This is a genomic window from Ruegeria sp. A3M17, from assembly GCF_003318255.1.
Lineage (GTDB): Bacteria > Pseudomonadota > Alphaproteobacteria > Rhodobacterales > Rhodobacteraceae > Ruegeria.
Genome location: NZ_QOCF01000028.1, coordinates 353,794 through 378,243, shown reverse-complemented (window position 1 = coordinate 378,243; position 24,450 = coordinate 353,794). Strand labels below are relative to the sequence as shown.

Sequence of the window (24,450 nt, the reverse complement as noted above, 5' to 3'; positions counted from 1 at the left end):
TTTTCACATTTTCTGGCATAATACAGAGAAAAAGAGCAGTAGGCAGTGAACATGGATCGTCGAGCATTTGGATTGGGTGCGATGGCAACGCTGAGTCTCTCAGCTTGTGCCTCGGCCAGCCCCAGAATTCTGACTTACAACGGGCCCGAAGTGACCTCTCTGGTCATCAACAAGGGCGCGCGAAAGCTATATCTTTTGCACAATGATAAGATCTTGAAAGAATACGAGGTTGATCTTGGATTCACACCCGGCGGAACCAAAGCCAAGCGAGGCGATGGGCGCACGCCGGAAGGCAGCTACCTGATCGATCGGCGCAATCCCAATAGCCGCTATCATCTGTCGCTGGGGATCTCGTACCCGAACTCTGAAGATGTCGCGAAAGCGAAGGCCATGGGTGTCGATCCCGGCGGCGATATCTTTATCCACGGACAACCGAACCGTCGCAAAGAGCGTAAGCGCGCTAAAAAGACGTCGGATTGGACCGCGGGCTGCATCGCCGTCAAGAATGACGAGATCGAAGAGATCTATTCAATGGTAAGCCGGGGAACGCTGATTACTCTGCGCCCCTAATCGGTTTCCAGGGCCCAAATCCGAACTGCATATAGTCACGCTGGTATGCCTGGGCGGCCAGCGTTTCCAGTTTGTCGTCATAAATATCAGCCAAGGTAAACGGAGTATCCGGTTCGCTTAGGTCGGGTAAAGGCGGTGTGCTATGCCCCATCCGGCGCGCCAGATCGGGCAGGGCGGTTGCGACTTCGTCCTCCCTCAGGATCAGGTCGGGCAATGCGAAGGACGCCATCCCCTCAAGGGCCTGCGACTGACTGCACCATGCCGCGTCCACGCGTATGGCGGTCTGTTGGGCAAGGTTCTGACGCAGGAATGTCAGGAACGCGGAAAACGCCTCGTAATGCTGCTCAACCGGGTAATTGCCATCGCGCAATTGTCCGGGGATCGGAATCTTTAGCCGGTTGCGCAGGACGTGTCGGATTTTCGGATAGGCGCCGGAACCTGTGTTGAGGATATGTCTGCAAAAGGCCCGGTGCGCGCGCGCCAATGGGTGTTGCAGCACGGTGACCTTTCGATGCCCGGGATTGGATAAAAACCACTGACGCGTCTGCTTTCTGTTCTGATTGGTCAGCAATTGTTCGACATCAACATGGTCCAGCGCGGCCATCCACCTTGTTACCGGGCTTTCCATTCCCCCGCGGATGGGCATGTACATCAGTGGCGTCTTTGGTGCGGCAACGTAATTCGCCACCAATGGACGTCGGCGTGGTTCAAAATTCGGAGTGCTGTGCAGGTTGAAGCTGTCGATTTGTGACAACGCCTGCTCCATTTCGTCGGGGTTTGTCACCTTTGCCAGCGCCGGCTCGGGGTTTTGCGGTTTGAGTGTTTCGTCGATCGTCGACAGCCTGCCGGACACACCCAGCCAGGCGGCAAGACCATTCAGCAGGTGCACCTGATTCAGGTCTTCATAAGCAATGTAAAATGGGGCCTGGCCGCTTTGCTGCAAACGCTGCGACAGCATCAGGTGATATTCATGCTGCCGGTTCAGGTATTTCATGAACGCTTCGGCATCGAACTCAACCTGTGCTTCGCGACGACGCTTGATGTTTTTCAGCTGCCACTGCTTGGTTTCGCGCGCAATCTTCAACGAGATGAAACTGTCCAGAGGGTTTCGGGTCAGAATGATCTTGGCGCAACGCGGATCGCCCAAAGCAGACTCTAATACACGTGGATCATGTCCCTGAAAAAGGCGAAACCCGTTCAGTTCTCCTGGTGCCTGCCGGATTGCCTCAAGCAATGTAGAAGGGTCACGATCCCGCTCTTCTACCGAGATGCCCAGCAGAGTGTCGGATTTCAGGCGCCCGATGAAATGGGGATTGAACGCCTCGCCATAGCTGGTGACCCCTTCGATGGCGTTCAGGTTCGCCTCTAGCAGGTTGGAACCGGTCCGCATGGCTGCAAGAATGATAAAATAGTCAAATTGGGGGGTCATTTATCTTTACTGCACCAGATAGGGTTTTCGATATGGCCGGACCCGGTCGGCAAAACTGTCGTCCGGTGGGAAATCGCCCATGAGATAAGGGTGCATGCCCTGGTTCTTCAGGTTTTGCAGGAACTGGCCGAACCCGGACAGATCCACCATTTTCGGCGCTTCGGTCAGGTGGCTGGTTTGGGTGGTTCCGGTATCCTCGACCGCGGTTTGCAAAGGCTCGACCGGAGATTCAACGAATTCTGCCAACGTCCACCTGCGCACGCGCGCCTTGGTCCAGACAGAAGACAAGATTTCCAGTTGCTTGGTTTCGATCTGCTGCAGCCGCGCGGCCTCGGTCCGGATATCGGCAAAGTTCAGGTTTGATCGAAACAGCGGGATCGCCCAGGCCCCGGTTATAACTGAAATCAGCGCATTCTTGTCCCGGGCCAAAAGCCAGTTGATTTCTTGCGTGTCAGCGGGGCCGAACTGAAAACACTGTTTTTCGCCGCGCGTGTTCCAGATCAGGTTCGAAAGGAAAGCTGTTGGATTGTAGTCCCGCAGCTTTGCGCAATCGCTGAGGCCGCCGTTGACGATGGTTTCTCCGCCGGCGAATTCAGCGCGCTTCGGGTCAAAAAGATGCCCGTGGACACGCGCGCCGGTGATGTTGGTCAACCAAGGCTCAAAATCTTCGAACACCTCGGCAAAACCCTGAAAAACCGAATACGGAGAGGCCGTCAGCCCGTTTTCGTTGCCGTGCCGTGGAAACCGGCTTTGCATGTACAACCCGTCACGCCCGCGTGTGCGCCGTTCGACCGCCTTGGAAAACACCCGGTCAATTTTGCTTGGGTTGGGCTCAGTGGGTTTCATGGCGCCGGCCTGATCGGTCAGAAAGGCCTGATACAGTCGATCCGCGTTGGGCCAGGCTTTGCGGGCAACAAAACAGTCGGATCTGCGCAGTAGTTGCAGGTGATCGTCATAGAAAATATGCGGACGACCCTGATAGTCGAACTTGGACAGGGTCAGAGACCGGCTTTCGATATGGGTGGAATACAGGCGCGCCAGCGTCTGGAAATAGCTTTCGTCGGGGATCCAGACGCGCCGGAAATACCGGTCATAGGTCTCGCGCTTTGGATCCTGCAATATGGCCGACAGGGTTTGGCGGGTCAGGCACCACCACTGGCTTCCCATATGTGGCACCAGCCCTTCGGGTATGTAGCGCCGAATGCGCAATGCGCGTTGCAGTTTCACATAGGCGTCAAACAGTTTGCGGTTCTTGCGCCACGAGAACGGAAATCTCAGGGTAAAGCGTTCTTGATCCAAGCCCCCCATAGTCCAGCTCACATCAGAGGTTGTGGCGCTTTCGATGAAATCCACGCGCGGCCGGTCAGAGAGGTAATTGACCAGTTCATCCACTGGCCGCAACGGAAGACAGGACCCCGAAGTAAGGAAAACATGGCGGACATCGGGAAACGTCTCAAGCATCAGTGCGGCGGCAGATTGCGAGGCGGCAACGATTCCCCACCCACCCCAGTTGCAGACATGACGGTCAGAAAACCGGATCAGCGGGTCATTCGCGCAGGCGGCAACGAATTCCGCATAGATCTTGTTTGGCACCTTGCGATCCACATGGATCACCACCGGGCACCCCGAAGAGGTCCAGTGTCGAGCCACTTGCCCGGCCCGGTTTAGGGCAGTGTGAACCAGCATGACAATGCCCAGGTTGCTCATGCCCAGTTTCCTTTCGACATGAGGCCCAGAATCTCAAGCTGTCGCCAGTTGATGTAGGCTTCGGATTTGTCGCACCAGAACTCGGGCATGTCCGCCAGATGTTCGGCATAGGCGCGATATTCGTCAGAGCTGCGGTAATGCTGGCCGCGCTCCATCTCTTCCTGGGCCTTCTCGCCCAATGTGCTGATGAGTTTGGCGTGCAACAACGCACCGCTTGTTTTTTCACCACCCCATTCATCAAACACCTGATTCAATCCGCGTGGCAACAACGCATGGGTCGAGCTGACATAGACATAGCGCTTGTCCCATTTCACCAAAGGAATCTTGTTTAGCGCAGGCGCTTTTTTCGGCGTGTCCTTAAAGAATACCCGCGCGCGGGGTCCGCCTTGAATCCAGAGATTTCCGTAGGTCGGGTTTTTTGTGATCGAATAATTGCCCGCATCAAACCATTTGGCGATTTCGAACGGGTTTTGCCCCTCGGAATATATGGCGTCTTCGACCGGCCCTTCGGGATACATGTCGATCAGCATTGCACTGAAGCTGCGCACGGCGCAGCCGTCCAGCCAGTCGGTCAGGGCGCGGATCGGCCGTGTATCGCAGAACGGGTAGATAAAGAATTCGTCCGGATCGACGGTCAGAACCCAGTGGCCATGTGCATATTTGCGCAACAGATAGTTTGTCCAGTCCACTCCAAACGACGCACGCTTATAGCTTGCATCGGCGCGCCAGACCGAGACGTCGGGTTGACCCGCCAGATATTCAAGTGACCCGTCATTGCTGGCGTTGTCTACGAACAGAAAATGGTTGATGCCCAGCTGCCGGTAGTAGGCCAGAAAATACGGCAGGCGAATTTTCTCATTCCGTATGACGCTGACCAGCAGGACGTCTTTCCGTGTTATCAAATTTGTATTTATGGAAACGGGAACAAGGTCGCGCCGCTTTCGAAGGCAACGCAATATACGGCGCTTGCGCCGCAATCTCATTCGGTATGAATCCAATAGGCCCACGCGACTGCCCAACCTTTGTTATTTACGCGAGCGTGCCCGGAGGCTGTACAAGCCAGAGTGGTGCCGGACAATTGCCGTTTTATGCCATTTTTCCATCTTTCGAAGCAACGACTTTAAAAACCGTTAGTTTGAGTTGTGGCTTTCCCAGTCGATTGTTCCCATCAGACCCAGTTGCTGCAAAGATTCCCAACCGTCGTATGGCTTGGACTCTGGCGTCCACATGACCGGACGATCCACTACGCCGTCATAGTAATCTGCAAACTGTTCGGTATCGTGAAAGTGTTGCCGGCGCTCTTTCTCGATCTTTGATTTTTCCACAACTTCGGGCAGGAATTTGGTGTGCAACAATACACCGGAAGGCGCTGTGTCGCCGGGCCCTCCGTAACTGGCGTTCAGATGGCGTGGCAATGCGGAATGGCACGAATTCACATAGGCGTAGCGCCGCGACCACCGGACCAACGGGATTTTGTTCAGTGTCGGAGACCGACGCGGGGTGTCGGCAAAAAACATGCGCTCGCGCGCGCCGCCCTGCACCCAAAGGTTGCCCAGCGGGCTTTGCCGTTGTGACCGGTAGGGGGCGGCATCAAACCAACTCACCACCTCGGTCGGGTTGGTCTTGGGGTCGTAGCGTTGCTCTCCCAGCGGGCCTTTGGGATAAAGATCCAGCATCAGCGCGCCGAACGCCACCCGTCCCTCATCATCCAGCCAGTCAGTCAGATCGCGCAGAGGCCGGGTGTCATGATCGGGGTAGATCAGCAACTCATCCGCATCGACCATCAGGGTCCAGTGGTTGTGCCCATAGCGTATTTGCAGCCAGGTCAGCCAATCCAGCCCATAGCGCGACGCGCGGTAGCTGTCCCGGGTCTGCCACATTGACACGTCCGGTTGTTCCCTGAGAAAGGGCGCTGAGCCATCATCGCTGTCGTTGTCGACGATCAGAAAGTGATCAACCCCCAATGCACGATAATGGCGCAGGAACCAGGGCAGGCGGGTGATTTCATTGCGCAGCGTGGTGAAGGCCAGAATGTCGCCGGATTTGATGTTCGCCGTGCGGTCGTTCAGGCAAGACAATTGATGGCGGCTGCGAAAGGACCGCCACAACAACCGCTGTCGTTTTAGCCGCAACTTGTACATTTGCACCCATGAGATGGGCGGAAGCGTATCTTCCCCTGTACCAGTCACAATAAGCTCATTTTTCGTAATGGCCGTTCTGATGCCAGCGCCACGCATCGGCAATCATTGTCTCTAACGTGGACCTTTTGGGGGACCAGCCAAGTTCTTCACCAGCGCGCACAGAACCAGAGACCAACTTTGTGCAATCCCCAGCCCGGCGCGGTCCAATCGAATAGGGCACGTCGCGGTTGGTGACGGCGTTGGAGTGGCTGATCACCTCCATCACCGAAAACCCCGATCCGGTGCCCAGGTTGAAGACGCGGCTGTCTTTGCCTTGTTCCAACCAGTTCAATCCCAATACGTGTGCATCGACCAGATCGCAAACATGTACATAGTCGCGGATGCAGGTGCCGTCTGGTGTGTCGTAGTCGGTCCCGAATACGGTCAATCCGTCGCGCTTGCCGTCGATGGCGTCCAGCATCAGCGGCACAAGGTGGGTTTCCGGGCGGTGGAACTCACCCACTTCGCCATCAGGGTCGGCACCGGCCACGTTGAAATACCGAAAGATCACGTGGTTCAGCCCGTGCGCGGCCTCGAAATCGCGCAAGATATCTTCGATGGCACGTTTTGAGGCGCCATACGCGTTCAGCGGCAGTTGCGGCGTGTCTTCGTCCAGCACCACATTGTCATGCTCGCCATAGGTGGCGCAGGTGGACGAGAACACAAAGTTCAAACACCCGGCGGCCACCGCCGCTTCGATCAAATTTAGCGATCCGGTCACGTTGTTGGACCAGTATTTGCCAGGCTCGGACATGGCCTCACCCACTTGGCTGAGGGCGGCAAAATGCATCACGGCCAAGGGTTCGTATTTGGCGAATACCTCATCCAGCCGGGCACGATCCATCAGATCGCCCTGTTCGAACGGACCAAATTTCACCGCGTCCTGCCAGCCGGTAATCAAATTGTCGAAGGTTACAGGCGTATAACCAGCCTGAGAAAGCGCCTTACAGGCATGAGATCCGATGTACCCGGCACCGCCGGTGACAAGAATGTTTTTCATAATCGTTCCAAATTGCGGTGCCACGCCCGGTTAGGCGTTGTTATTAACGGAGTTCAGGTGAAATTGGTTCAATCCAACCCCATCGCGGCCATCATCTCTTCGAGCTTCGGCACATCTTGTGGGTTGTTCAATTCCCAGAATTGACGGCCCTTTGCCTCAACCTCAACGCACAGAACCTTGCGACCATTTTCCATGAAGCGCAGCTGTTCCAGCCCTTCCAATTGCTCCAAAGGTCCTACTGGCCAGGTTGGATAGGCTGACAGCGCATCAGGACGATAGGCGTAGACGCCGACATGGTGAAACACCGGTGTCGGTTCGGTGCCAGCAAAAGTTTCGGCAGTAAAAGGCACGACTTCTTTCGAGAAATACATTGCGCTGTGATCGGTCGCAAATACGGCTGTTGTGCCGCCGACCCGGCCGTTTTTGCGATCGTTCAGCAAGCTGTTCAAAGCATCTCCGTCACACCGCAGAACCGGCGTGGCGACACCTGCCTCGGGTGCGGCGCGCAGACCGGCGATCAGGTCTTCGACAAACCAATGTGGTGTCAATGGCGCATCCCCTTGCAGGTTCACCACGACCTCATAGCCCGCGCCCAGAGCAGTATGGGCCTCGGCGCAGCGCTCGGTGCCATTGCCGCAAGTCTCGGATGTCATCACCACCTCGGCCCCGAAACCTTCGGCCACGTCGCGGATGCGGTCGTCATCGGTAGCGACAACCACTTTGTCCACGCCTGATACGGAACAGGCGGCGCGCCAGGATCGTTCAATCAGGGTCATCGCATTGCCGCTTACCCCGGTCAGCGGAACCAGCGGCTTACCGGGGTAGCGGGTCGAGGCATAGCGGGCAGGGATGGCAATCAATACGGACATCAGGCCTCCTTCAGGTCAACGCCCGGAGCGTAGGCGATAAAGAACGGGTTTGCATAGCCGTCCTTGCCATAGTTCAATGACGAGTGATCATCGAAACGAACCACCTTACCGCCCGCGCCAGCCAGCACGGCATGACCTGCGGCGGTGTCCCATTCCATTGTGCGGCCAACGCGGGGATACAAATCCGCTTCTCCAGTCGCGACCAGACAGAACTTCAGGGACGAGCCTGCGCTTTTGCTGTCCTTGACCTGATATTTGTTGATGTAATCCTCGGTCGCCTGATCGCGGTGCGATTTTGAGGCGACGATCAAAAGTGCCGAATTGTCCGGCTCAGACACCGAAATCGGGATGACATCCCCGGCCTGGGCCTTATCCAGCGCGCCGGTTTCCTCAACCGATTGACCGTCTGCTTGCGTGTAGAATATGCGCCCCTTGGCCGGTGCATACACAACGCCGCGGGTTGGCACTCCGTTTTCGACCAGTGCGATGTTCACGGTAAAATCACCGCGCCGGTTGATGAACTCCTTGGTTCCGTCCAGCGGATCGACGATCAAAAATGTGTCGCCTTTTTCGGAATGTGATGCGGCCTGTTCTTCGGTCACCAGCAGAATATCCGGGAACACCGCGCGCAAGCCTGCCGAAATCAGGTCATCGGCGGCCTCGTCCGCTTCGGTCACGGGGCTGGCGTCGGATTTGACTTTGACGTCGAAATCATCTGCCTCGTAGATCTGCATGATCGTGTCCCCGGCTTCCAGCGCCAGACGTCTGATTACGGGAATAAGGGCGTCATAGGTCACAAAAATGCTCCGTTGCTGTAGTTTGTTGATCGAAATCCTTGTGAGCCTTATGCTGTGCCGGTTACGGAACGGCAAGAATTTCGTGGCAGTTTGCAGGCAGTTCAGCGGGAAAGAGTGCACTGAGTGTTTTATTTTAAGCGAAAACAGACGCTTCTGGGCAGCGCTTTCACGACTGCTGAGCTTATCTATCACGCGGTGGTGCGTGGGATACGTTCCAATCATGCGAATGCCGTGATCGCAATCATTGTGAATATCGTACAAATTCTCGCACTTGTGACTGTGTTTTACCTGATCATGACGATGCTGGGCACACGTGTGGCCAAGATCAGGGGCAACTTTATCCTGTTTCTGTTATCAGGTGTCTTTCTGTTTCTGACCCACATTAAGGCCGTCTCGGCGGTCGCTGGCGTGGCTACAGGAAACAACCCGATGATGCTGCACTCTCCGATGAATATGATGGTCGCATTGTTGGCGACTGCCTTCGGATCGCTTTATACGCAATTGGTCTCGATCCTTGTGATCCTCTTCGCCTACAGCGTTATTATTGAGCCGCTAGAGATCCAAGAGCCGGGCGGCGCGTTCTATATGCTGATTCTGGCCTGGTTTACAGGATGTGCGGTGGGCGTTGTTTTCATGGCGATCAAGCCGTGGTTCCCAGGGACTTCTGAAATTCTGAAAAACGTGTATCGGCGCATGAACATGATTTTTTCAGGCAAAATGGTTGTAGGAAATGCGCTGGGGGGCTTCATGCTGAGTTTCTTTGCCTGGAACCCGTTGTTTCACATAATCGACCAATGCCGCGGCTTTGTCTTTCGTAACTACTTCCCGCGCAATTCCAGTTGGGAATATGCGGTCTGGGTTGGGCTGGCCTTGTTGATGATTGGATTGCTGGGGATTTTTTACACCCGTCAGCATGTCTCGGCCAGTTGGGGCGCACGCCGCTAATTCGCGACCCGTAAAGTCAGGTTGATCCGCCCGCCCTTGGGCAACAGCTTGGACGAACCGAAACGGATGCGGTCTACCCCGTGATAGGTCAGGCGGGCGGGGCCGCCCATGACAACAACGTCGCCGGAGTTCAGCCAGATCGACTCGGTCTTGCCGCCCCGGCTTTCGTTTCCGATGCGGAAAAGGGCGTCGTCGCCTAGGGATATCGACAAGACGGGCCAAGAAAAATCTGCCTCGTCCTTGTCCTGATGCAACCCCATGCGCGCACCTTCGCCGTAATAGTTGATCAGACAGCAATCTGGATCGCGTTGGTTGCTGGCAAGCTTGCGCCAGATGCCCAGTATCGTTTCAGGAATGTCGGGCCACACCGTTCCTTTAGGGTGCTGCGCCTGATATCGGTAGCCCCCTTTGTCAGTGACCCAGCCAAGCGCCCCGGCCGAGGTCATGCGCACCGACATTTCCTTGCCAGAAGGCGTGACAGGCCGGAACAGCGGCGCAGATTTCAGAATCGGGCGCAACGCCTCAATCAGTTGCGTTTGTGCCGCAACGTCCAGATAGGCTTTTCTGATGTCAAATCCGCGCAAATGCAGCCGCGCCATTGAAGATTCCCCAATCCTTGCCAAAACCTTGCCAAAAAAGGCCGCAGATTCCCGAAAACCTGCCTTTTACACCGCTTGCAGGCCTCTGATCTCGCCCTTATATACGCCGGGACGCGCGATGGTGTAGTGCTGTTGCGCAAACCAGATCGGGACCGGATGCCATAACGGGTCCGGACCTCGAGACATCGCCTTGAAGAGAAAGGGATTGAACATATGGGAAAAGTAATCGGTATTGACCTCGGCACCACCAACTCGTGTGTGGCCATCATGGACGGCTCTCAGCCAAAGGTCATCGAAAACGCAGAAGGGGCGCGGACCACGCCTTCGATCGTCGCCTTCACCGAAGATGAGCGTCTGGTTGGTCAGCCTGCAAAACGTCAGGCGGTCACCAACCCCGACAACACGATCTTTGGCGTCAAGCGTCTGATCGGTCGTCGTGTGGATGATGCAGAAGTCCAGAAGGACAAGAAAATGGTGCCGTACGCCATCGTGGATGGCGGCAACGGTGACGCGTGGGTGGAAGCCCGCGGTGAAAAATACTCCCCAAGCCAGATTTCGGCCTTTACTCTGGGCAAGATGAAGGAAACCGCCGAGAGCTATCTGGGTGAAGAAGTCACACAGGCGGTCATCACCGTTCCCGCGTATTTTAATGACGCTCAGCGTCAGGCCACCAAAGACGCAGGTAAAATCGCCGGTCTGGAAGTGCTGCGGATCATCAACGAACCGACAGCGGCTGCGCTGGCCTATGGTCTGGACAAAGAAGAAACCCAAACCATCGCGGTCTATGACCTTGGCGGTGGTACGTTCGACGTGACCATTCTGGAAATCGACGACGGGTTGTTCGAGGTCAAATCGACCAATGGCGACACCTTCCTGGGTGGTGAAGACTTTGACATGCGCATCGTCAACTACCTGGCGGATGAGTTCAAAAAGGAACACGGTGTCGATCTGTCCAGCGACAAGATGGCCCTGCAGCGCCTGAAAGAAGCCGCTGAAAAAGCCAAGATCGAACTGTCCTCGACCTCGCAGACCGAGATCAACCAGCCGTTCATCTCGATGGGCGCCAACGGTCAGCCGCTGCACATGGTCATGAAGCTGACCCGTGCCAAGCTGGAATCTCTGGTCGGCGATCTGATCAAGAAGTCGATGAAACCCTGTCAGGCCGCATTGAAAGATGCCGGTCTGTCGGCGGGCGACATTGATGAGGTTGTTCTGGTCGGTGGTATGACCCGCATGCCGAAGGTGATCGAAGAGGTCACCAAGTTCTTTGGCAAAGAGCCGCACAAGGGTGTGAACCCGGACGAAGTCGTTGCCATGGGCGCGGCCATTCAGGCCGGTGTTCTGCAGGGTGACGTCAAAGACGTGGTTCTGCTGGATGTAACCCCGCTTTCGCTGGGTATCGAGACGCTGGGTGGCGTGTTCACCCGCCTGATCGACCGCAACACCACGATCCCGACGAAAAAGTCTCAGGTCTTCTCGACCGCCGAGGACAACCAGAATGCTGTGACCATCCGCTGTTTTCAGGGTGAGCGCGAAATGGCTGCGGACAACAAGATCCTGGGTCAGTTCAACCTTGAAGATATCCCGCCGGCACCGCGCGGCATGCCTCAGATCGAGGTGACTTTTGACATCGACGCCAACGGCATTGTCTCGGTTTCGGCCAAGGACAAAGGCACCGGCAAAGAGCAGAAGATCACCATCCAGGCATCGGGTGGTCTGTCGGATGAAGATATCGACAAGATGGTCAAGGACGCCGAAGAGAACGCCGAGGCGGACAAGGAGCGCCGCGAGCTGATCGAGGCGAAGAACCAGGCGGAAAGCCTCATCCACTCGACCGAGAAGTCGATGGAAGAGCATGCCGACAAGGTCGACCCGACCACCATCGAAGCCATCGAGCTGGCGATTGTCGCGCTGAAGGACGAGCTGGAAACCGAGAATGCCGACAAGATCAAGTCAGGCATTCAGAACGTGACCGAAGCCGCCATGAAGCTGGGCGAAGCCATCTACAAAGCGCAGTCTGAAGAGACCGAGGATGAGCCTGCGGCGGCGGATGCTGCTCCGGCTGGTGAAGACGATATCGTCGATGCCGAATTCGAAGATCTTGACGACGAAAAGCGTAAGTAACGGGAAACCGGGCCAATTTGGGCCGGTCCGGTCACCGGGCCGGCCCGATTACGTTGCGGCAGAAGGAAATACTGATGTCAAAACGCGACTACTATGATGTGCTCGGCGTGTCCAAGGGCGCATCAGCGGACGAGATCAAGAAGGGCTTTCGAACGAAAGCCAAGGAATTGCATCCCGATCGCAACAAGGACAACCCGGATTCCGAGGCTCAGTTCAAGGAAGCGAACGAAGCTTACGATGTCTTGCGCGATGCCGAAAAAAAGGCCGCGTATGACCGTTTTGGTCATGCCGCGTTTGAAAACGGTATGGGCGGCGGTGGCCGTCCCGGCGGCGGATTTGGCGGGCAGGGCGATTTCTCCAGCGCCTTCTCGGACGTGTTCGACGACCTGTTCGGCGATTTCATGGGTGGTCAGCGCGGTGCTACCGGGGGTGGTCGACGGGCCGCGCGCGGGTCAGACCTGCGTTACAACCTGCGCGTAAGTTTGGAAGAAGCGTTCTCGGGCCTGCAAAAGACGATTAACGTGCCTGCTGCCGTGGCCTGCTCGGCCTGTGACGGCTCGGGTGCGGAAGGCGGGGTTGAGCCAACAACCTGCCCGACCTGTTCGGGCATGGGGAAAGTGCGGGCGCAACAGGGCTTTTTCACAGTTGAACGGTCGTGCCCGACCTGTTCGGGTCTGGGTCAGATCATCAAGAACCCCTGTAAGTCTTGCGGCGGTGCCGGACGCGTCGAAAAAGATCGCGCGCTGTCGGTCAACATTCCCGCCGGTGTGGAAACCGGCACACGCATCCGTCTTGCGGGCGAAGGTGAGGCCGGGATGCGCGGTGGCCCACCTGGTGATCTCTACATATTTGTCGAGGTGTCAGACCACAGGCTGTTCGAACGCGACAGTGTGAACCTGTATTGCCGCGTTCCGGTCAGCATGGCCAAGGCAGCGCTGGGCGGCTCGATCGAAGTGCCCACCATCGACGGTGGCCGCGGTCGCGTGCAAATTCCGGCTGGCAGCCAGTCAGGACGTCAGATGCGCTTGCGCAGCAAAGGCATGCCCGCCCTTCGCGGCGGTGGCGTTGGCGACATGTTCATCGAACTGGCCGTTGAAACCCCAGTCAATCTGACCAGCCGTCAGAAAGAGCTTCTGCGTGAGTTCGACGATTTGGGCGAAGATAACCACCCGGAATCAAAAAGCTTTTTCTCTTCCGTCAAGACATTTTGGGACGGTATGAAGGGCTGAACCTGCACATCTGAACATCAAACAAAAGCCGGCCCGTTGAGGCCGGCTTTTGCATTTTATAAGTCCAGTTTAACCGCGATCTGCACCAAAATTGGCCCTTGATTCCCCCGCCATCCCCTGAGAGTGTCGCCCCAACCGTTGGGGTGCCCTGTTTGGGGGCTGAGAGGCGTGAACGCGCTAACCCATCGAACCTGATCCGGGCAATACCGGCGTAGGGAACGGTCTTATAGTGCTTAGACGTTTTCCATGCCCGTTGCCCATTTTGAACCGGAGCAACGACATGGCACCCATTGCCTTAACAATCGCAGGATCTGACAGCGGCGGAGGGGCTGGAATTCAGGCAGACCTCAAGGCAATGTCGGCGCTCGGCGTTTACGGGGCCAGCGTGATTACCGCCGTGACGGCGCAGAATACTCGCGCGGTTACGGCGGTGCATGGCATCCCTCTGGACGTCATTGCAGCCCAGATCGAGGCTGTTCTGACCGACCTGGATGTTGGCGCGATCAAGATTGGAATGCTGGCTACCCCTCAGATCATCCAATGTGTCGCAGACAGTATCGCAGATTTTGACGGGCCGGTGGTTTTAGATCCGGTCATGATTGCGAAATCCGGCGATGCCTTGCTGGCAGAAGAGGCGATCCAAACCCTGCGCGACGTATTGTTGCCACGCGCGACCGTGTTGACACCAAACCTGCCCGAAGCAGCCTGTCTGTTGGGCTCTGAGTCCGCGGACGGCTTCGAACAGATGATCGCACAAGGGCAAGATCTGTGTGCACTTGGCGCTGGCGCGGTTCTGATGAAGGGCGGTCACGGCAAGGGCAACATCTGCCACGACATATTGATCTCACATTCGGGCGTGATTGCTCAGTTTCAAGCGCCGCGCCGACGGACCCGCAACACCCACGGAACCGGCTGCACCCTGTCCTCATCCATAGCGGCCGGGTTGGCCAAGGACCTTTCGCTGACACAGGCCGTAGCCCAAGCACATTATTATCTGCAGGGCGCCATCGCACAGGCCGATGCCTTGAAAATCGGGCAAGGCCACGGGCCGGTGCACCACTTCCATCAGGTTTGGCCCGCGTGACCGTCTGGTCAGTCATCGGGGCAGGCGTGGCCGGGTTGGCCGTCGCGTCCGAGCTTGTCGCGCGCGGGGCCAAGGTTCAGGTGTTTGATTCTGGCGGTGCGCCGGGGCCGCATGGCTGCTCTTGGTGGGCGGGCGGAATGTTGGCACCTTGGTGTGAGTATGAAAACGCCGAGGAACCTGTCCTGCGTCTGGGGCAATTGGCAGTTGACTGGTGGGCTAAGCGCACTCAGGTCCACAGACGTGGCACACTGGTTGTTGCTAACCCACGGGACCTGCCGGATCTGCGCCGTTTCGCCCGCAGAACTGAGAGGTTTTTCAAAGTTGGCGCCGACGAAATTGTTGAATTAGAGCCTGATCTTCACGGTTTCGGAAAGGGTCTCTACTTTGATGCCGAGGCCCATTTGAACCCGCGACAGGCCTTGCTGGATCTGTCACGCCAGCTTCAGAATCTCGGCGTTGAATTCCACCATGTGCGTGCGCCGACAGGGCTGGACAACGCCATTGATTGCCGGGGTCTGCGCGCGCGCGAAAACCTGCAGGACTTGCGCGGCGTGAAGGGAGAGATGCTGGTGATCCGGTGCCCAGACGTGACACTGACCCGGCCTATTCGCCTGCTTCATCCCCGGATGCCGCTGTATATCGTTCCACGCGGCGACGGCGTCTACATGCTGGGCGCAACAATGATCGAATCCGAGGACAGCAGCCGAATTACCGCACGCTCGATGCTTGAGTTGTTGAGCGCAGCCTACGCCCTGAACCCCGCCTTTGGTGAGGCTGAAGTGTTGGAAATCGGCGTCGATCTGCGCCCCGCTTTCCCCGACAACCTGCCGCGTATTCGGCGGCTGGGACGGACAATTTACGCAAATGGCCTTTATCGCCACGGCTACCTTCTGGCCCCTGCACTGGCAATGGGCGTGGCCGACCTGGCGTTGGACAACAAACATTCGGAGATGGTTGATGAAGATCGTACTTAACGGCGAGATGCGCGAGGTGCAGGCCGGAACTCTTGCCGACCTTTTGCAGGAATGCGGGTTTTCAGGACGGGTGGCGACGGCTGTGAACGAGGGTTTTGTGCCCTCGAGCCTGCGCAAAGCCCGCAAAATCAGGGATGGCGATCGGATCGAAGTCGTCGCCCCGATGCAGGGGGGCTGAGTGATGAAGACGTTCTATGGCACACCTCTGTCGAACCCGTTGATGCTGGGCACCGCGCAATATCCAAGCCCTGCAATCTTAGACCAGGCATTTCGGAACAGCGGGGCCGGTGTGGCCACTGTGTCCTTGCGACGCGAAGCTGGCGCAGGGCAAACCTTTTGGCAGATGGTCCGCGACCTGAGCGTTCATATCCTGCCCAACACAGCAGGTTGCCATACGGTGAAAGAGGCTGTGACCACCGCCCATATGGCGCGTGAGGTGTTTGACACCAAATGGATCAAGCTCGAGCTGATCGGACATACCGACAGCCTGCAGCCCGACGTGTTCCAACTGGTCGAGGCCGCGCGCATCCTGAGCGAAGACGGGTTCGAGGTTTTTCCGTACACCACGGACGACCTGGTAGTGGGCGAACGCCTGCTGGCGGCAGGGTGTGAGGTTTTGATGCCTTGGGGAGCTCCGATAGGCTCGGGCCGTGGTTTGAACAACGAATACGCCCTGCGCGCAATGCGCGCTGAGTTTCCCGAAATACCCCTGGTGATTGACGCTGGTATCGGCCTGCCCAGCCACGCCGCACATGCGATGGAGCTTGGGTATGATGCCGTTCTGCTGAATACCGCCGTAGCGCGGTCCGGAGATCCGGCCGCAATGGCCAAGGCGATGAAGCTGGCCATCGAAGCCGGGCGATTGGCCTATCAGGCCGACCCGATCGAAGCGCGCGATATGGCCGAACCCTCGACCCCCGTTATCGGAAAGGCGTTTTTGTCATGAACCTCGACCGGTTTTATCCAATCTTCGACCATTCCGACTGGCTGCGCCGGATGCTTCCCTTGGGCGTGAAGCTGGTTCAGCTCCGGATCAAGGACCAGCCGGAAAAGGTCGTACACGAACAGATCGCGGTTTCGCGGGATCTGTGCCGCGTGCATGGGGCTGTTCTGGTGGTGAATGACCATTGGCAGGTTGCCATTGAGGCGGGCTGTGACTGGATTCATCTGGGACAAGAGGATCTGGATGATGCGGATCTGAAGGCGATCCGACACGCAGGGCTGAAACTGGGTGTCTCGACCCATGACGATGACGAGCTTGAGCGTGTTCTGGCCATGAACCCTGAATATGTCGCGCTGGGGCCGGTCTACCCAACGATCCTGAAAAAGATGAAATGGGAACAGCAGGGCCTTCCTCGGGTCACCGAATGGAAAGCGCGGGTAGGGGATATCCCTTTGGTCGGTATTGGCGGGATGAGCGTCGCGCGCGCGCCGGGCGTGTTGCAGGCTGGGGCGGACATTGTCTCAGTCGTGACAGACATCACCTTGAATGCAGACCCCGAGGCCCGCGTACGTGCGTGGATCGAGGTCACCAGATGAGCCGCTACGCCCGTCAGATGATCCTGCCTGAGGTCGGCGCGCGTGGTCAGGCTCGCCTGTCCGACGCTCGGGTTCTTGTGGTGGGGGCCGGGGGGCTGGCAGCGCCGGTTTTGCCTTTGCTGGCTGGTGCTGGGGTGGGATATTTGACCATCGTAGACCCCGATGAAGTCGCCCTGTCGAACCTCCATCGCCAGACCTTGTTTGCCGAGCGGGACTGCGACCGCCCTAAAGCCGAAGTCGCGGCTGAACGGTGTCAGGCCTTAAACTCTGAAATTACGATCTCCGCGAAAAATAAGGCTCTAACTAATTTAAATTCGCAACGTTTTGTCTCACAAGCCGACGTCATTCTCGATTGCGCAGACAGTTATGCCGCAAGCTATACGCTGTCGGATACGTGTCGCGCGCTTGGCAAACCGTTGATAAGCGCTTCGGTCCTGGGGTTGTCGGGTTACGTCGGCGGTTTCTGCGGCGGTGCCCCATCTTTGCGGGCGGTTTTTCCGGACGCGCCGGGCAGTGGTGCAAGTTGTGCCACCGCTGGTGTGTTGGCTCCGGTCGTCGGAATGATTGGCGCGATGCAGGCACAAATGGCGCTGAGCGTTATTCTCGGGCTGGACCCTTCGCCTTTGGGGCAGATGGTTCAGTTCGATGCCCGCACGATGCGAAGCACAACGTTCCGCTTTAACGATGCGCCTGAACCCAGCCATCACTTCCCATTTGTGTCGACCTGCCAACTGACCGCAGATGATCTGATCATCGAGTTGCGCAGCCCGGATGAGGCCCCTGAACCCATTCATCCCAAAGCGCTCCGCGGGTCTTCTGAATTGATAGAAATTGAGCCTAACAAAAGTAAAAGGCTGGCATTTTGCTGTTCCACCGGCCTGCGTGCGTGGCGTGCTGCCGAAAAATTGCAACCGGATTGGCCGGGCGAGATCGTTCTCGTCGCGGCCTCAACCTCGTGAACGAAAAGGATACGCGAGATATGAAAAAGCTGATGACAGCAATTGCCCTGCTGGCCGCCGCGCCGGCCTGGGCCGAAGACAAGATGACCGTTCTGCTGGACTGGTTCGTTAACCCCGACCACGGGCCCATCATCGTGGCGCAAGAGAACGGATACTTTGCTGATGAGGGGCTGGAGATTGAGATTGTGCCACCCGCGGATCCATCGGCCCCTCCGCGTCTGGTTGCCGCCGGGCAAGCTGATCTGGCGGTGTCCTACCAGCCGCAACTTCACCTGCAAATCCATGAGGGCCTGCCGCTGAAGCGCGTCGGTACCTTGGTCGCGACGCCGTTGAATTGCCTGCTGGTGCTTCAGGACGGTCCGATCAAAACGCTCGCCGACCTCAAGGGCAAAAAAATCGGCTTCTCGGTCGCGGGAGTGGAAGAGGCCGTGCTGGGCGCCATGCTGAACACCCATGATGTCGCGCTGGACGATATTGAGATGGTCAACGTCAACTTCTCGCTGTCGCCCTCGCTGATGACGGGACAGGTGGATGCGGTGATCGGGGCCTTCCGGAACTTTGAGTTGAACCAGATGGATATCGAAGGCGTTGCGGGTCGCTGTTTCTACATCGAGGAGGAAGGCGTACCGTCCTATGACGAGCTGATCTATGTCGCCAACCCCGACACGATGGATGCCGACAAGGTCGCCCGTTTCCTTGCGGCGACCGAAAAGGCGACCCAGTTCATCGTCAACAACCCCGAAAAAAGCTGGAAAATCTTTGCGGCCACCTCACCCGAATTGCAGGACGAACTGAACGCGCGCGCATGGGTGGATACACTGCCCCGTTTCGCGCTGCGCCCGGCGGGCTTTGATGCAGGTCGCTATGCCCGTTTCGAGGCTTTCCTCAAAGACAGCGGCATGATCGACAGCATCAACCCGGTCAGCGACATCTCAGTAGATGTGACCGTTCAATGAGCGACTATGGCAAAGCATTCGCGCTGATGCGCGATGCCGCGCAGGGGCCGTGGCAGGATTACACCCGCCACGCCTTTGTCGAAGGCATGAAGGATGGTTCTCTGCCGCGGGCGGCGTTTCTGCACTATCTGCGGCAGGACTATGTGTTCCTGATTCATTTCTCGCGCGCCTGGGCGCTGGCGGTGGTGAAATCGGAAACGCACGCGGAAATGTTGGCCGCTTCGCGTACCGTGAACGGGCTGATCAGCGAAGAGATGAAGCTGCATATCGGAATCTGCGAGGCCGAAGGCATCCCGCAATACCAGCTGTTTGCCACCCGGGAACGCGCTGAGAACCTCGCCTATACGCGGTTCGTACTTGAGGCCGGCTACAGCGGCGACCTGCTCGACCTTCTTGCGGCGCTTGCACCTTGTGTGATGGGGTACGCTGAGATTGGCACAAGACTGGCGGCCGACGCTACGTCTGACACCTATCGCGATTGGATCACCACCTATGCCAGTGATGATTATCAAGGTGCCTGCGTGGCGGTTGGGGAGTTGCTAGATTCGGCTCTAACAGCGCGTGTTAGCGAAAATTTCGAAGCATCCCCGCGTTGGAACCGGTTGTGCCACACCTTCCGTACCGCGACCGAGTTGGAGGTCAATTTCTGGCAAATGGGCTTGACCCCATGACTCCAGCCCCCGATCTGACCATCCGTGGTTCGGCCGCGATTGGCGACGCGTTATTGTTCGCGCCGTTGACCCTGACGCTAGCGGCAGGGCGGTGGACGTGTCTGCTGGGTGGATCGGGGGTCGGCAAAACCACCATTCTGCGCCTGATTGCTGGCTTGGACACGGGCGCAGATTTCACAGGCCAGATCACCGCCAGTGACAGGCAACCTGTACCGGAGCAGGTTGCATATATGGCGCAGGACGATCTGTTGTTGCCCTGGGCGACTGTGGCGCAGAACGTCCTGCTGGGTGCGCGGTTGCGCAGAGAAAAGCCAGACCTGAACCGCCGTGATCAGCTGATCGAACGGATGCGCCTGCAGGACCATATGGGCAAGAAGCCTGGCGAACTCTCTGGTGGGCAACGTCAACGGGTGGCCCTGGCCCGCACGTTGATGGAAGATCGGCCCATCGTTTTGTTGGATGAGCCGTTCTCGGCGCTGGACGCCCGCACCCGCGCGGATATGCAGGACCTTGCGGCCGAAGCGTTACAGGGCCGAACTGTTCTGCTGGTCACTCACGATCCGGGCGAGGCTGCGCGGTTGGGTCAATCCATCTTGGTCATGACGCAGAACGGCATAACGCCTTGCCACCCCCCGCATGCACCGGCCCCCCGCAGCGTCGACGATCCGGAAACGCTTGAGGCGCAGGGCGCGTTACTGCGCCTGTTGCGTGAGGATGCGGCATGAAACTGTTGTCAGCACTTGCCGCGACAGTATTTGCATTGGCGGTCTGGCAAGGGATCGTCTCTCTGACAGACCTACCGAAGTTCATTCTTCCCGGCCCGGTTTTGGTGGCCGAGACCTGGTGGCAGAATCGCTGGATTATCGCGGAAAACACATGGGTCACCGCGGTCGAGGTTGTCATCGGCCTGGCCTGCGGTACGGTTTTGGGGGTCCTTACAGCGCTGCAACTGGCCAATTCCCGTGTTGCGCGGGTGCTGGTGCAGCCGATGTTGGTGTTTACACAGGCGTTGCCGGTTTTCGCGCTGGCGCCTTTGCTGACCCTTTGGCTGGGCTATGGCCTGTGGTCCAAGGTCGCAATGGCGGTGCTGATCATCTATTTCCCGATCACTTCGTCCTTTTTCGACGGGTTGATGCGAACGCCGCCCGGATATCTTGATCTGGCGCGAACCATGCAGGCCGGCCCGCGCGCCGTGTTGTGGCACATTCGTATTCCCGCAGCCTTGCCCTCACTGGCGTCCGGAATGCGGCTGGCGGCCGTCTATGCTCCGATCGGAGCGGTGATCGGCGAGTGGGTCGGGTCGTCGCAGGGGCTGGGGTACTTGATGCTGCTGGCCAATGGACGGGCAAAAACCGACCTGATGTTTGCTGCGATGCTGACGCTGGGAGTGTTCTCGATCCTGTTGCATCTAACCGTTCGACGGGCAACCGCACGCATCGCGGGTGAGACGCGTTAACCATTCAGAAACCGATTCTGACGCACGGTGGTCCCATGACTCAGGACGCCTTTGCCGAAGCCCCGATGTTGTTTGAAACGGACGAAGCCCCGGTGCAGCCGCTGCCGGCGGGTCGCTTGCCGTCGTACATCAAAGATCACCGCAAACGCCTGCGCGAGCGGTTCATGTCTGGTGGGTCGGCGGCAATGCCGGATTACGAATTGCTGGAACTTGTCCTTTTCCGCTCGATCCCCCGGCAGGACGTAAAGCCACTGGCGCGGGCGCTCATGGACACGTTCGGCGATTTTAATCGCGTTCTGACTGCGCCGGAGGAGCGGCTGCGGCAAATCAAAGGCGTGGGGGATACTGTGATCACCGACCTGAAAATCCTTGAGGCTTGTGCGCATCGGATGGCGCGTGCGCGGGTAATGCAACGGCACGTCGTATCAGGCTGGGACGCATTGCTGGATTATTGCCAAACGACGATGGCCCATCGTGAGACCGAGCAGTTCCGCGTGTTCTACCTGGACCGAAAGAACGTCCTTATCGCGGATGAAGAACAGGCCAAAGGCACCGTGGACCACGTTCCCGTTTATCCGCGAGAGGTCGCCAAACGCGCGCTGGAGCTGAATGCCTCGGCGCTGATCTTGGTACACAATCACCCTTCAGGAGATCCGACACCGTCGCAATCGGATATCGATATGACCAACCGAATTCAGGATGCCTGCGTTGCGCTGGGCCTGACGCTGCATGACCATCTGATTATTGGCAAATCGAATGAGCTGAGCTTTCGGTCCGAGGGCTATCTGTAAGGGTTACTGAACCCAGACCTCGACCCTACGATTGACTTTGCGGCCCCAGTCCGTGTCATCACAGGCCATGGGCATTGCCTCGCCAAATGCGTCCACGGCGATTTCGACATTATCGGGAATGGCTGTTTCTACCGCCGACAGCACCGCGTTGCGCACGGTCTTTGCCCGCAGCAATGCGATCCTTGCATTGGCTGAAGCAGCGCCTTCGCCGTCGCTAAAGCCCACAAAAGTCAGTTTACGGGCGTCGATAGCCCCGGTTTCCAGAGCATGGGCCAGTTGCCGGATGTTGGAACGTGACTGCGCATCGGGTCTTGATGAACCGGCCTCGAACCGGAACGACAGCGACAGGCGCGATTGCGGGCGAAGCTTGTCGATCATGCGCTGCAATTCTTCCAGCCCAACCTCGGCACCACCTGAAACCACTGCATTGGCCAGACGATCACCTTGCAGCCCGATCCGCATGGTTTCGGGTTCTTGATCCACAAATCCGGCATCGCGGATCGCCATCTGTGCCTCGGTGCTTTGCGAATAGGCCAGGAATTGCCGCGCTATGCGGGGCAGGCGGATTTCCGGCAGATACAGGAACATCGGCGATGTCAGCGGATAGTCCTCGGTCTTTATGGATTGCCGCGTGGCGGTCAACGCGTGACCACAACCGCCGGTCAGAGGCAGGCCTCGGGCAGCCCCGACTTCGGCAAGACTGGCGATACCGATGGCAAAGGGGTCATCAGCGACAGCGCGCACCAGATCGCTGCTACGGGTGTGACGGATAACTCCCTCGGCCAGCGTGGATTGAGCGGGGGCCAGCAGCCGATCCTCAATCCCTTGTGCCAAACCTGAACCGGTGTCTGGTAAGTGCAGGGAAACGGGCGCATCTGGGCCTCCTAGTTCAGACCAATTCTCGATCTCTCCGGAAAACATGCGCACCAGTTCTGCGGGCGAAATTTGCCGCACCGGGTTTTCCCGGGCCACGATTGGGACCAGCGCGTCCAGCGCGATGACCCGAGACCGCCTTGCATCTGCCAGATCACCGAGACCGGCGGCCTGCACTGCCTCTTGTTCCGACGGGCGAATTTCACGCAGCGCCATGACGATATCGGTCTCATCGGCGATCAGATCCGCAAAGCCGCCGCCTGTGTTGCTGGGGGCGAAATAGAACCGCCCCAATGGCGCATCGCGCCCGGTCTGGTGAAGTTCATAGGTGAATGCGCCCGAATCCAAACGCTGCGGCGTCGCCGACATCCCCTCTTGCTGGGCGAAACTAACGATCAGAGCCGGCAGCACCTTTTCCGCCATGACGGCCGAGCCAGAGAACCGAACCTCGGCCACGAAATCCGTAAGGCTGGGGCAGGCGGGTCCTTCGCAGGTGACACCGGACCCATCCACGGTCAGCTCCCCAAACTGAGTATCTACGCGATAGAACTCGCCATCAAAGCTCAGCAGGTTGCCGGTGACCTCGACCTTGCCGTCTTGCGAGGTCAGCGTGATATCCTGTGCTTGCACATAGGACGCCAGAGTCACAGAAATCAGTGTAGCCACTGCCACACGAAAAAATGTCATAAGAAAGTCGAGCCTGCCTGCGGTTTAATTTGCCGCGATTGTCAGGTCTTGGAGCAGATTATTCAACACCAGAAAATCACCGGCTTGTGCGCAATCCGGCATGGGCAGCGTCAAATCGCGCGACCGCAGGCGGCGATCGCCACGCAGCTCGAGCGATTGAACGGCCAAATCCCGGCCGCAATTTGCTTCGGTCACTTCAGCTTCGACCGTCAATTCGATCGAACCGGTCTGACTGGCTTCGCCTGCAGGGAAAGAATAGATTTCGATATTCTGCGCGTCGCCGAATGCCTGTTGGCCTAAATGCACGACTTTGCCCGCACCTTTCGCGTCAGGGTCCGACGATACATGTCCCGCGGTTCCATAGCTGGCCCCAAATTCCAGTGCATGGATCTGCAGGTCTGTCTCGCCCTGCCATTGCAGGGCGATGCGGTTGTAGTTGGCCAGGTCGGGGATGTGAGTGGTGGCTACGGTCCCGGTCTGATCATCTACCGAGATCAGAAAGATCGCATATTCTGACAGGGCCGGGATCGTCAGATCCAAAGCGCCGTTTTTGTCCGTTCGTTGCGTAACTGTTAGTCCGCTGTGATGGATTTCGATCCGTTCATTGCCGTGGCAGGGGGCTTTGACGGTCAGGCGCGCCGCAGCGCCGGGAACGGCTTTGGCGCGGGCACTGAGAGTGCAGCTTTTCCGATCAGAGGGGGTCGATCTGGTGGGTTGCAGGGCGCGCCGCGATGTCTTGATGTCGGTGGTTGCATCAGTGGCCGGAAGCGAGGAGGTCAGAACAATTCCTTCCAGCCCGGCAATCACCGAGGACTGATTGGCGGCAGCCACAGTTACAGGAGCCTGCGCGCCATCCGATTGCGCTGGCGATCCATTTTGCATCAGGTAACCAATGGCCAAGGCACAAGCGACGGTGCCGCCAGTGGTCACGTAATTCTTTATTACAAACAAAACACCCTCCCCAGTTGAAGGAGCGAGTCGCATCCTGAAGTTGAATCACGGCCAATATGT

General features: G+C 57.8%; 25 protein-coding genes and 1 riboswitch. Of the genes, 15 read left to right on the top strand and 10 right to left on the bottom strand.

Translation table 11 applies throughout. The features are described from left to right. The first annotated feature begins 51 nt into the window (after nt 1–51). Nucleotides 52–570 carry a murein L,D-transpeptidase family protein gene (locus DS906_RS16235; RefSeq protein WP_113791140.1) on the top strand — a complete coding sequence of 173 codons (519 nt, stop codon included), beginning with the start codon at nt 52–54 and terminating at the stop codon, nt 568–570. Here DS906_RS16235 and DS906_RS16230 read toward each other — a convergent pair. The 7 genes from DS906_RS16230 to cysQ form a co-directional block, all read right to left on the bottom strand. Further along, the gene (locus DS906_RS16230; RefSeq protein ID WP_113791139.1) at nt 554–1,999 is read right to left on the bottom strand and encodes a nodulation protein NodH; all 1,446 of its coding nucleotides are present in this window, start codon (nt 1,997–1,999) and stop codon (nt 554–556) included. The genes DS906_RS16235 and DS906_RS16230 overlap by 17 nt on opposite strands. A 6-nt stretch (nt 2,000–2,005) precedes the next feature. Beyond that, complete coding sequence (locus DS906_RS16225; RefSeq protein WP_113791138.1) at nt 2,006–3,706, bottom strand: beta-1,6-N-acetylglucosaminyltransferase; 1,701 nt, start codon at nt 3,704–3,706, stop codon at nt 2,006–2,008. Further along, nucleotides 3,703–4,689 (bottom strand): glycosyltransferase family 2 protein, encoded by a 987-nt coding sequence (locus tag DS906_RS16220; RefSeq protein ID WP_113791137.1) that lies wholly within the window; start codon nt 4,687–4,689, stop codon nt 3,703–3,705. Before DS906_RS16220 ends, DS906_RS16225 begins: the two co-directional genes overlap by 4 nt. Nucleotides 4,690–4,836: 147 nt before the next feature. Continuing rightward, nucleotides 4,837–5,895, bottom strand: a complete 1,059-nt coding sequence (locus DS906_RS16215; RefSeq protein WP_369935089.1) for a glycosyltransferase family 2 protein — start codon at nt 5,893–5,895, stop codon at nt 4,837–4,839. A gap of 7 nt (nt 5,896–5,902) precedes the next feature. Beyond that, nucleotides 5,903–6,886, bottom strand: coding sequence for a UDP-glucose 4-epimerase GalE (gene galE / locus DS906_RS16210; RefSeq protein ID WP_113791135.1), 984 nt, complete (start codon nt 6,884–6,886; stop codon nt 5,903–5,905). A gap of 68 nt (nt 6,887–6,954) precedes the next feature. After that, a complete protein-coding gene (locus DS906_RS16205) occupies nt 6,955–7,755 on the bottom strand; it encodes a 3-deoxy-manno-octulosonate cytidylyltransferase (RefSeq protein ID WP_113791134.1) in 801 nt (266 codons plus the stop codon). After that, the gene (gene cysQ / locus DS906_RS16200; protein ID WP_113791133.1) at nt 7,755–8,552 is read right to left on the bottom strand and encodes a 3'(2'),5'-bisphosphate nucleotidase CysQ; all 798 of its coding nucleotides are present in this window, start codon (nt 8,550–8,552) and stop codon (nt 7,755–7,757) included. The genes DS906_RS16205 and cysQ overlap by 1 nt, the downstream gene beginning before the upstream one ends. Nucleotides 8,553–8,675: 123 nt before the next feature. On the opposite strand from cysQ, the gene DS906_RS16195 reads away from it, so the two are divergent. Then, nucleotides 8,676–9,497 (top strand): ABC transporter permease, encoded by an 822-nt coding sequence (locus DS906_RS16195; protein ID WP_113791132.1) that lies wholly within the window; start codon nt 8,676–8,678, stop codon nt 9,495–9,497. On the opposite strand, the gene DS906_RS16190 is transcribed toward DS906_RS16195, so the two are convergent. Beyond that, nucleotides 9,494–10,096: an alpha-ketoglutarate-dependent dioxygenase AlkB gene (locus DS906_RS16190; RefSeq protein ID WP_113791131.1), complete on the bottom strand. Its 603-nt coding sequence runs from the start codon at nt 10,094–10,096 to the stop codon at nt 9,494–9,496. The genes DS906_RS16195 and DS906_RS16190 overlap by 4 nt on opposite strands. A 213-nt stretch (nt 10,097–10,309) precedes the next feature. On the opposite strand from DS906_RS16190, the gene dnaK reads away from it, so the two are divergent. From dnaK to radC, 13 genes are all read left to right on the top strand, one after another. Beyond that, on the top strand, nt 10,310–12,220 hold the full coding sequence (dnaK, locus tag DS906_RS16185) for a molecular chaperone DnaK (protein ID WP_058275103.1): 1,911 nt from the start codon (nt 10,310–10,312) through the stop codon (nt 12,218–12,220). Between the two features lie 74 nt (nt 12,221–12,294). Continuing rightward, nucleotides 12,295–13,449: a molecular chaperone DnaJ gene (gene dnaJ, locus DS906_RS16180; RefSeq protein WP_113791130.1), complete on the top strand. Its 1,155-nt coding sequence runs from the start codon at nt 12,295–12,297 to the stop codon at nt 13,447–13,449. A 129-nt stretch (nt 13,450–13,578) separates the two neighbouring features. Further along, a riboswitch (TPP riboswitch) is annotated at nt 13,579–13,684 on the top strand. 45 nt (nt 13,685–13,729) lie between these two features. Next, entirely contained in the window at nt 13,730–14,533 is an 804-nt protein-coding gene (gene thiD / locus DS906_RS16175) for a bifunctional hydroxymethylpyrimidine kinase/phosphomethylpyrimidine kinase (RefSeq protein ID WP_113791129.1), read from the top strand. Further along, the gene (locus DS906_RS16170; RefSeq protein WP_113791242.1) at nt 14,530–15,507 is read left to right on the top strand and encodes an FAD-dependent oxidoreductase; all 978 of its coding nucleotides are present in this window, start codon (nt 14,530–14,532) and stop codon (nt 15,505–15,507) included. Before thiD ends, DS906_RS16170 begins: the two co-directional genes overlap by 4 nt. Then, on the top strand, nt 15,491–15,685 hold the full coding sequence (gene thiS / locus DS906_RS16165; protein ID WP_113791128.1) for a sulfur carrier protein ThiS: 195 nt from the start codon (nt 15,491–15,493) through the stop codon (nt 15,683–15,685). The genes DS906_RS16170 and thiS overlap by 17 nt, the downstream gene beginning before the upstream one ends. A 3-nt stretch (nt 15,686–15,688) precedes the next feature. Further along, nucleotides 15,689–16,453, top strand: a complete 765-nt coding sequence (locus DS906_RS16160) for a thiazole synthase (RefSeq protein WP_113791127.1) — start codon at nt 15,689–15,691, stop codon at nt 16,451–16,453. Next, complete coding sequence (locus DS906_RS16155) at nt 16,450–17,046, top strand: thiamine phosphate synthase (protein ID WP_113791126.1); 597 nt, start codon at nt 16,450–16,452, stop codon at nt 17,044–17,046. Before DS906_RS16160 ends, DS906_RS16155 begins: the two co-directional genes overlap by 4 nt. Continuing rightward, the gene (locus DS906_RS16150) at nt 17,043–18,005 is read left to right on the top strand and encodes a HesA/MoeB/ThiF family protein (RefSeq protein ID WP_113791125.1); all 963 of its coding nucleotides are present in this window, start codon (nt 17,043–17,045) and stop codon (nt 18,003–18,005) included. Before DS906_RS16155 ends, DS906_RS16150 begins: the two co-directional genes overlap by 4 nt. A gap of 20 nt (nt 18,006–18,025) precedes the next feature. Continuing rightward, complete coding sequence (locus DS906_RS16145) at nt 18,026–18,961, top strand: ABC transporter substrate-binding protein (RefSeq protein ID WP_113791241.1); 936 nt, start codon at nt 18,026–18,028, stop codon at nt 18,959–18,961. Then, complete coding sequence (gene tenA, locus DS906_RS16140) at nt 18,958–19,632, top strand: thiaminase II (RefSeq protein ID WP_113791124.1); 675 nt, start codon at nt 18,958–18,960, stop codon at nt 19,630–19,632. Before DS906_RS16145 ends, tenA begins: the two co-directional genes overlap by 4 nt. Further along, nucleotides 19,629–20,357: an ABC transporter ATP-binding protein gene (locus DS906_RS16135; RefSeq protein ID WP_113791123.1), complete on the top strand. Its 729-nt coding sequence runs from the start codon at nt 19,629–19,631 to the stop codon at nt 20,355–20,357. The genes tenA and DS906_RS16135 overlap by 4 nt, the downstream gene beginning before the upstream one ends. Then, entirely contained in the window at nt 20,354–21,088 is a 735-nt protein-coding gene (locus tag DS906_RS16130; RefSeq protein WP_113791122.1) for an ABC transporter permease, read from the top strand. Before DS906_RS16135 ends, DS906_RS16130 begins: the two co-directional genes overlap by 4 nt. 35 nt (nt 21,089–21,123) lie before the next feature. Continuing rightward, nucleotides 21,124–21,879 (top strand): DNA repair protein RadC, encoded by a 756-nt coding sequence (gene radC / locus DS906_RS16125; protein WP_113791121.1) that lies wholly within the window; start codon nt 21,124–21,126, stop codon nt 21,877–21,879. Between the two features lie 3 nt (nt 21,880–21,882). On the opposite strand, the gene DS906_RS16120 is transcribed toward radC, so the two are convergent. Together DS906_RS16120 and DS906_RS16115 are read right to left on the bottom strand one after the other, a co-directional pair. Next, nucleotides 21,883–23,439, bottom strand: coding sequence for a phosphate ABC transporter substrate-binding/OmpA family protein (locus DS906_RS16120; RefSeq protein ID WP_113791120.1), 1,557 nt, complete (start codon nt 23,437–23,439; stop codon nt 21,883–21,885). 24 nt (nt 23,440–23,463) lie between these two features. Beyond that, entirely contained in the window at nt 23,464–24,390 is a 927-nt protein-coding gene (locus DS906_RS16115) for a hypothetical protein (RefSeq protein ID WP_113791119.1), read from the bottom strand. Nucleotides 24,391–24,450: the final 60 nt, after the last annotated feature.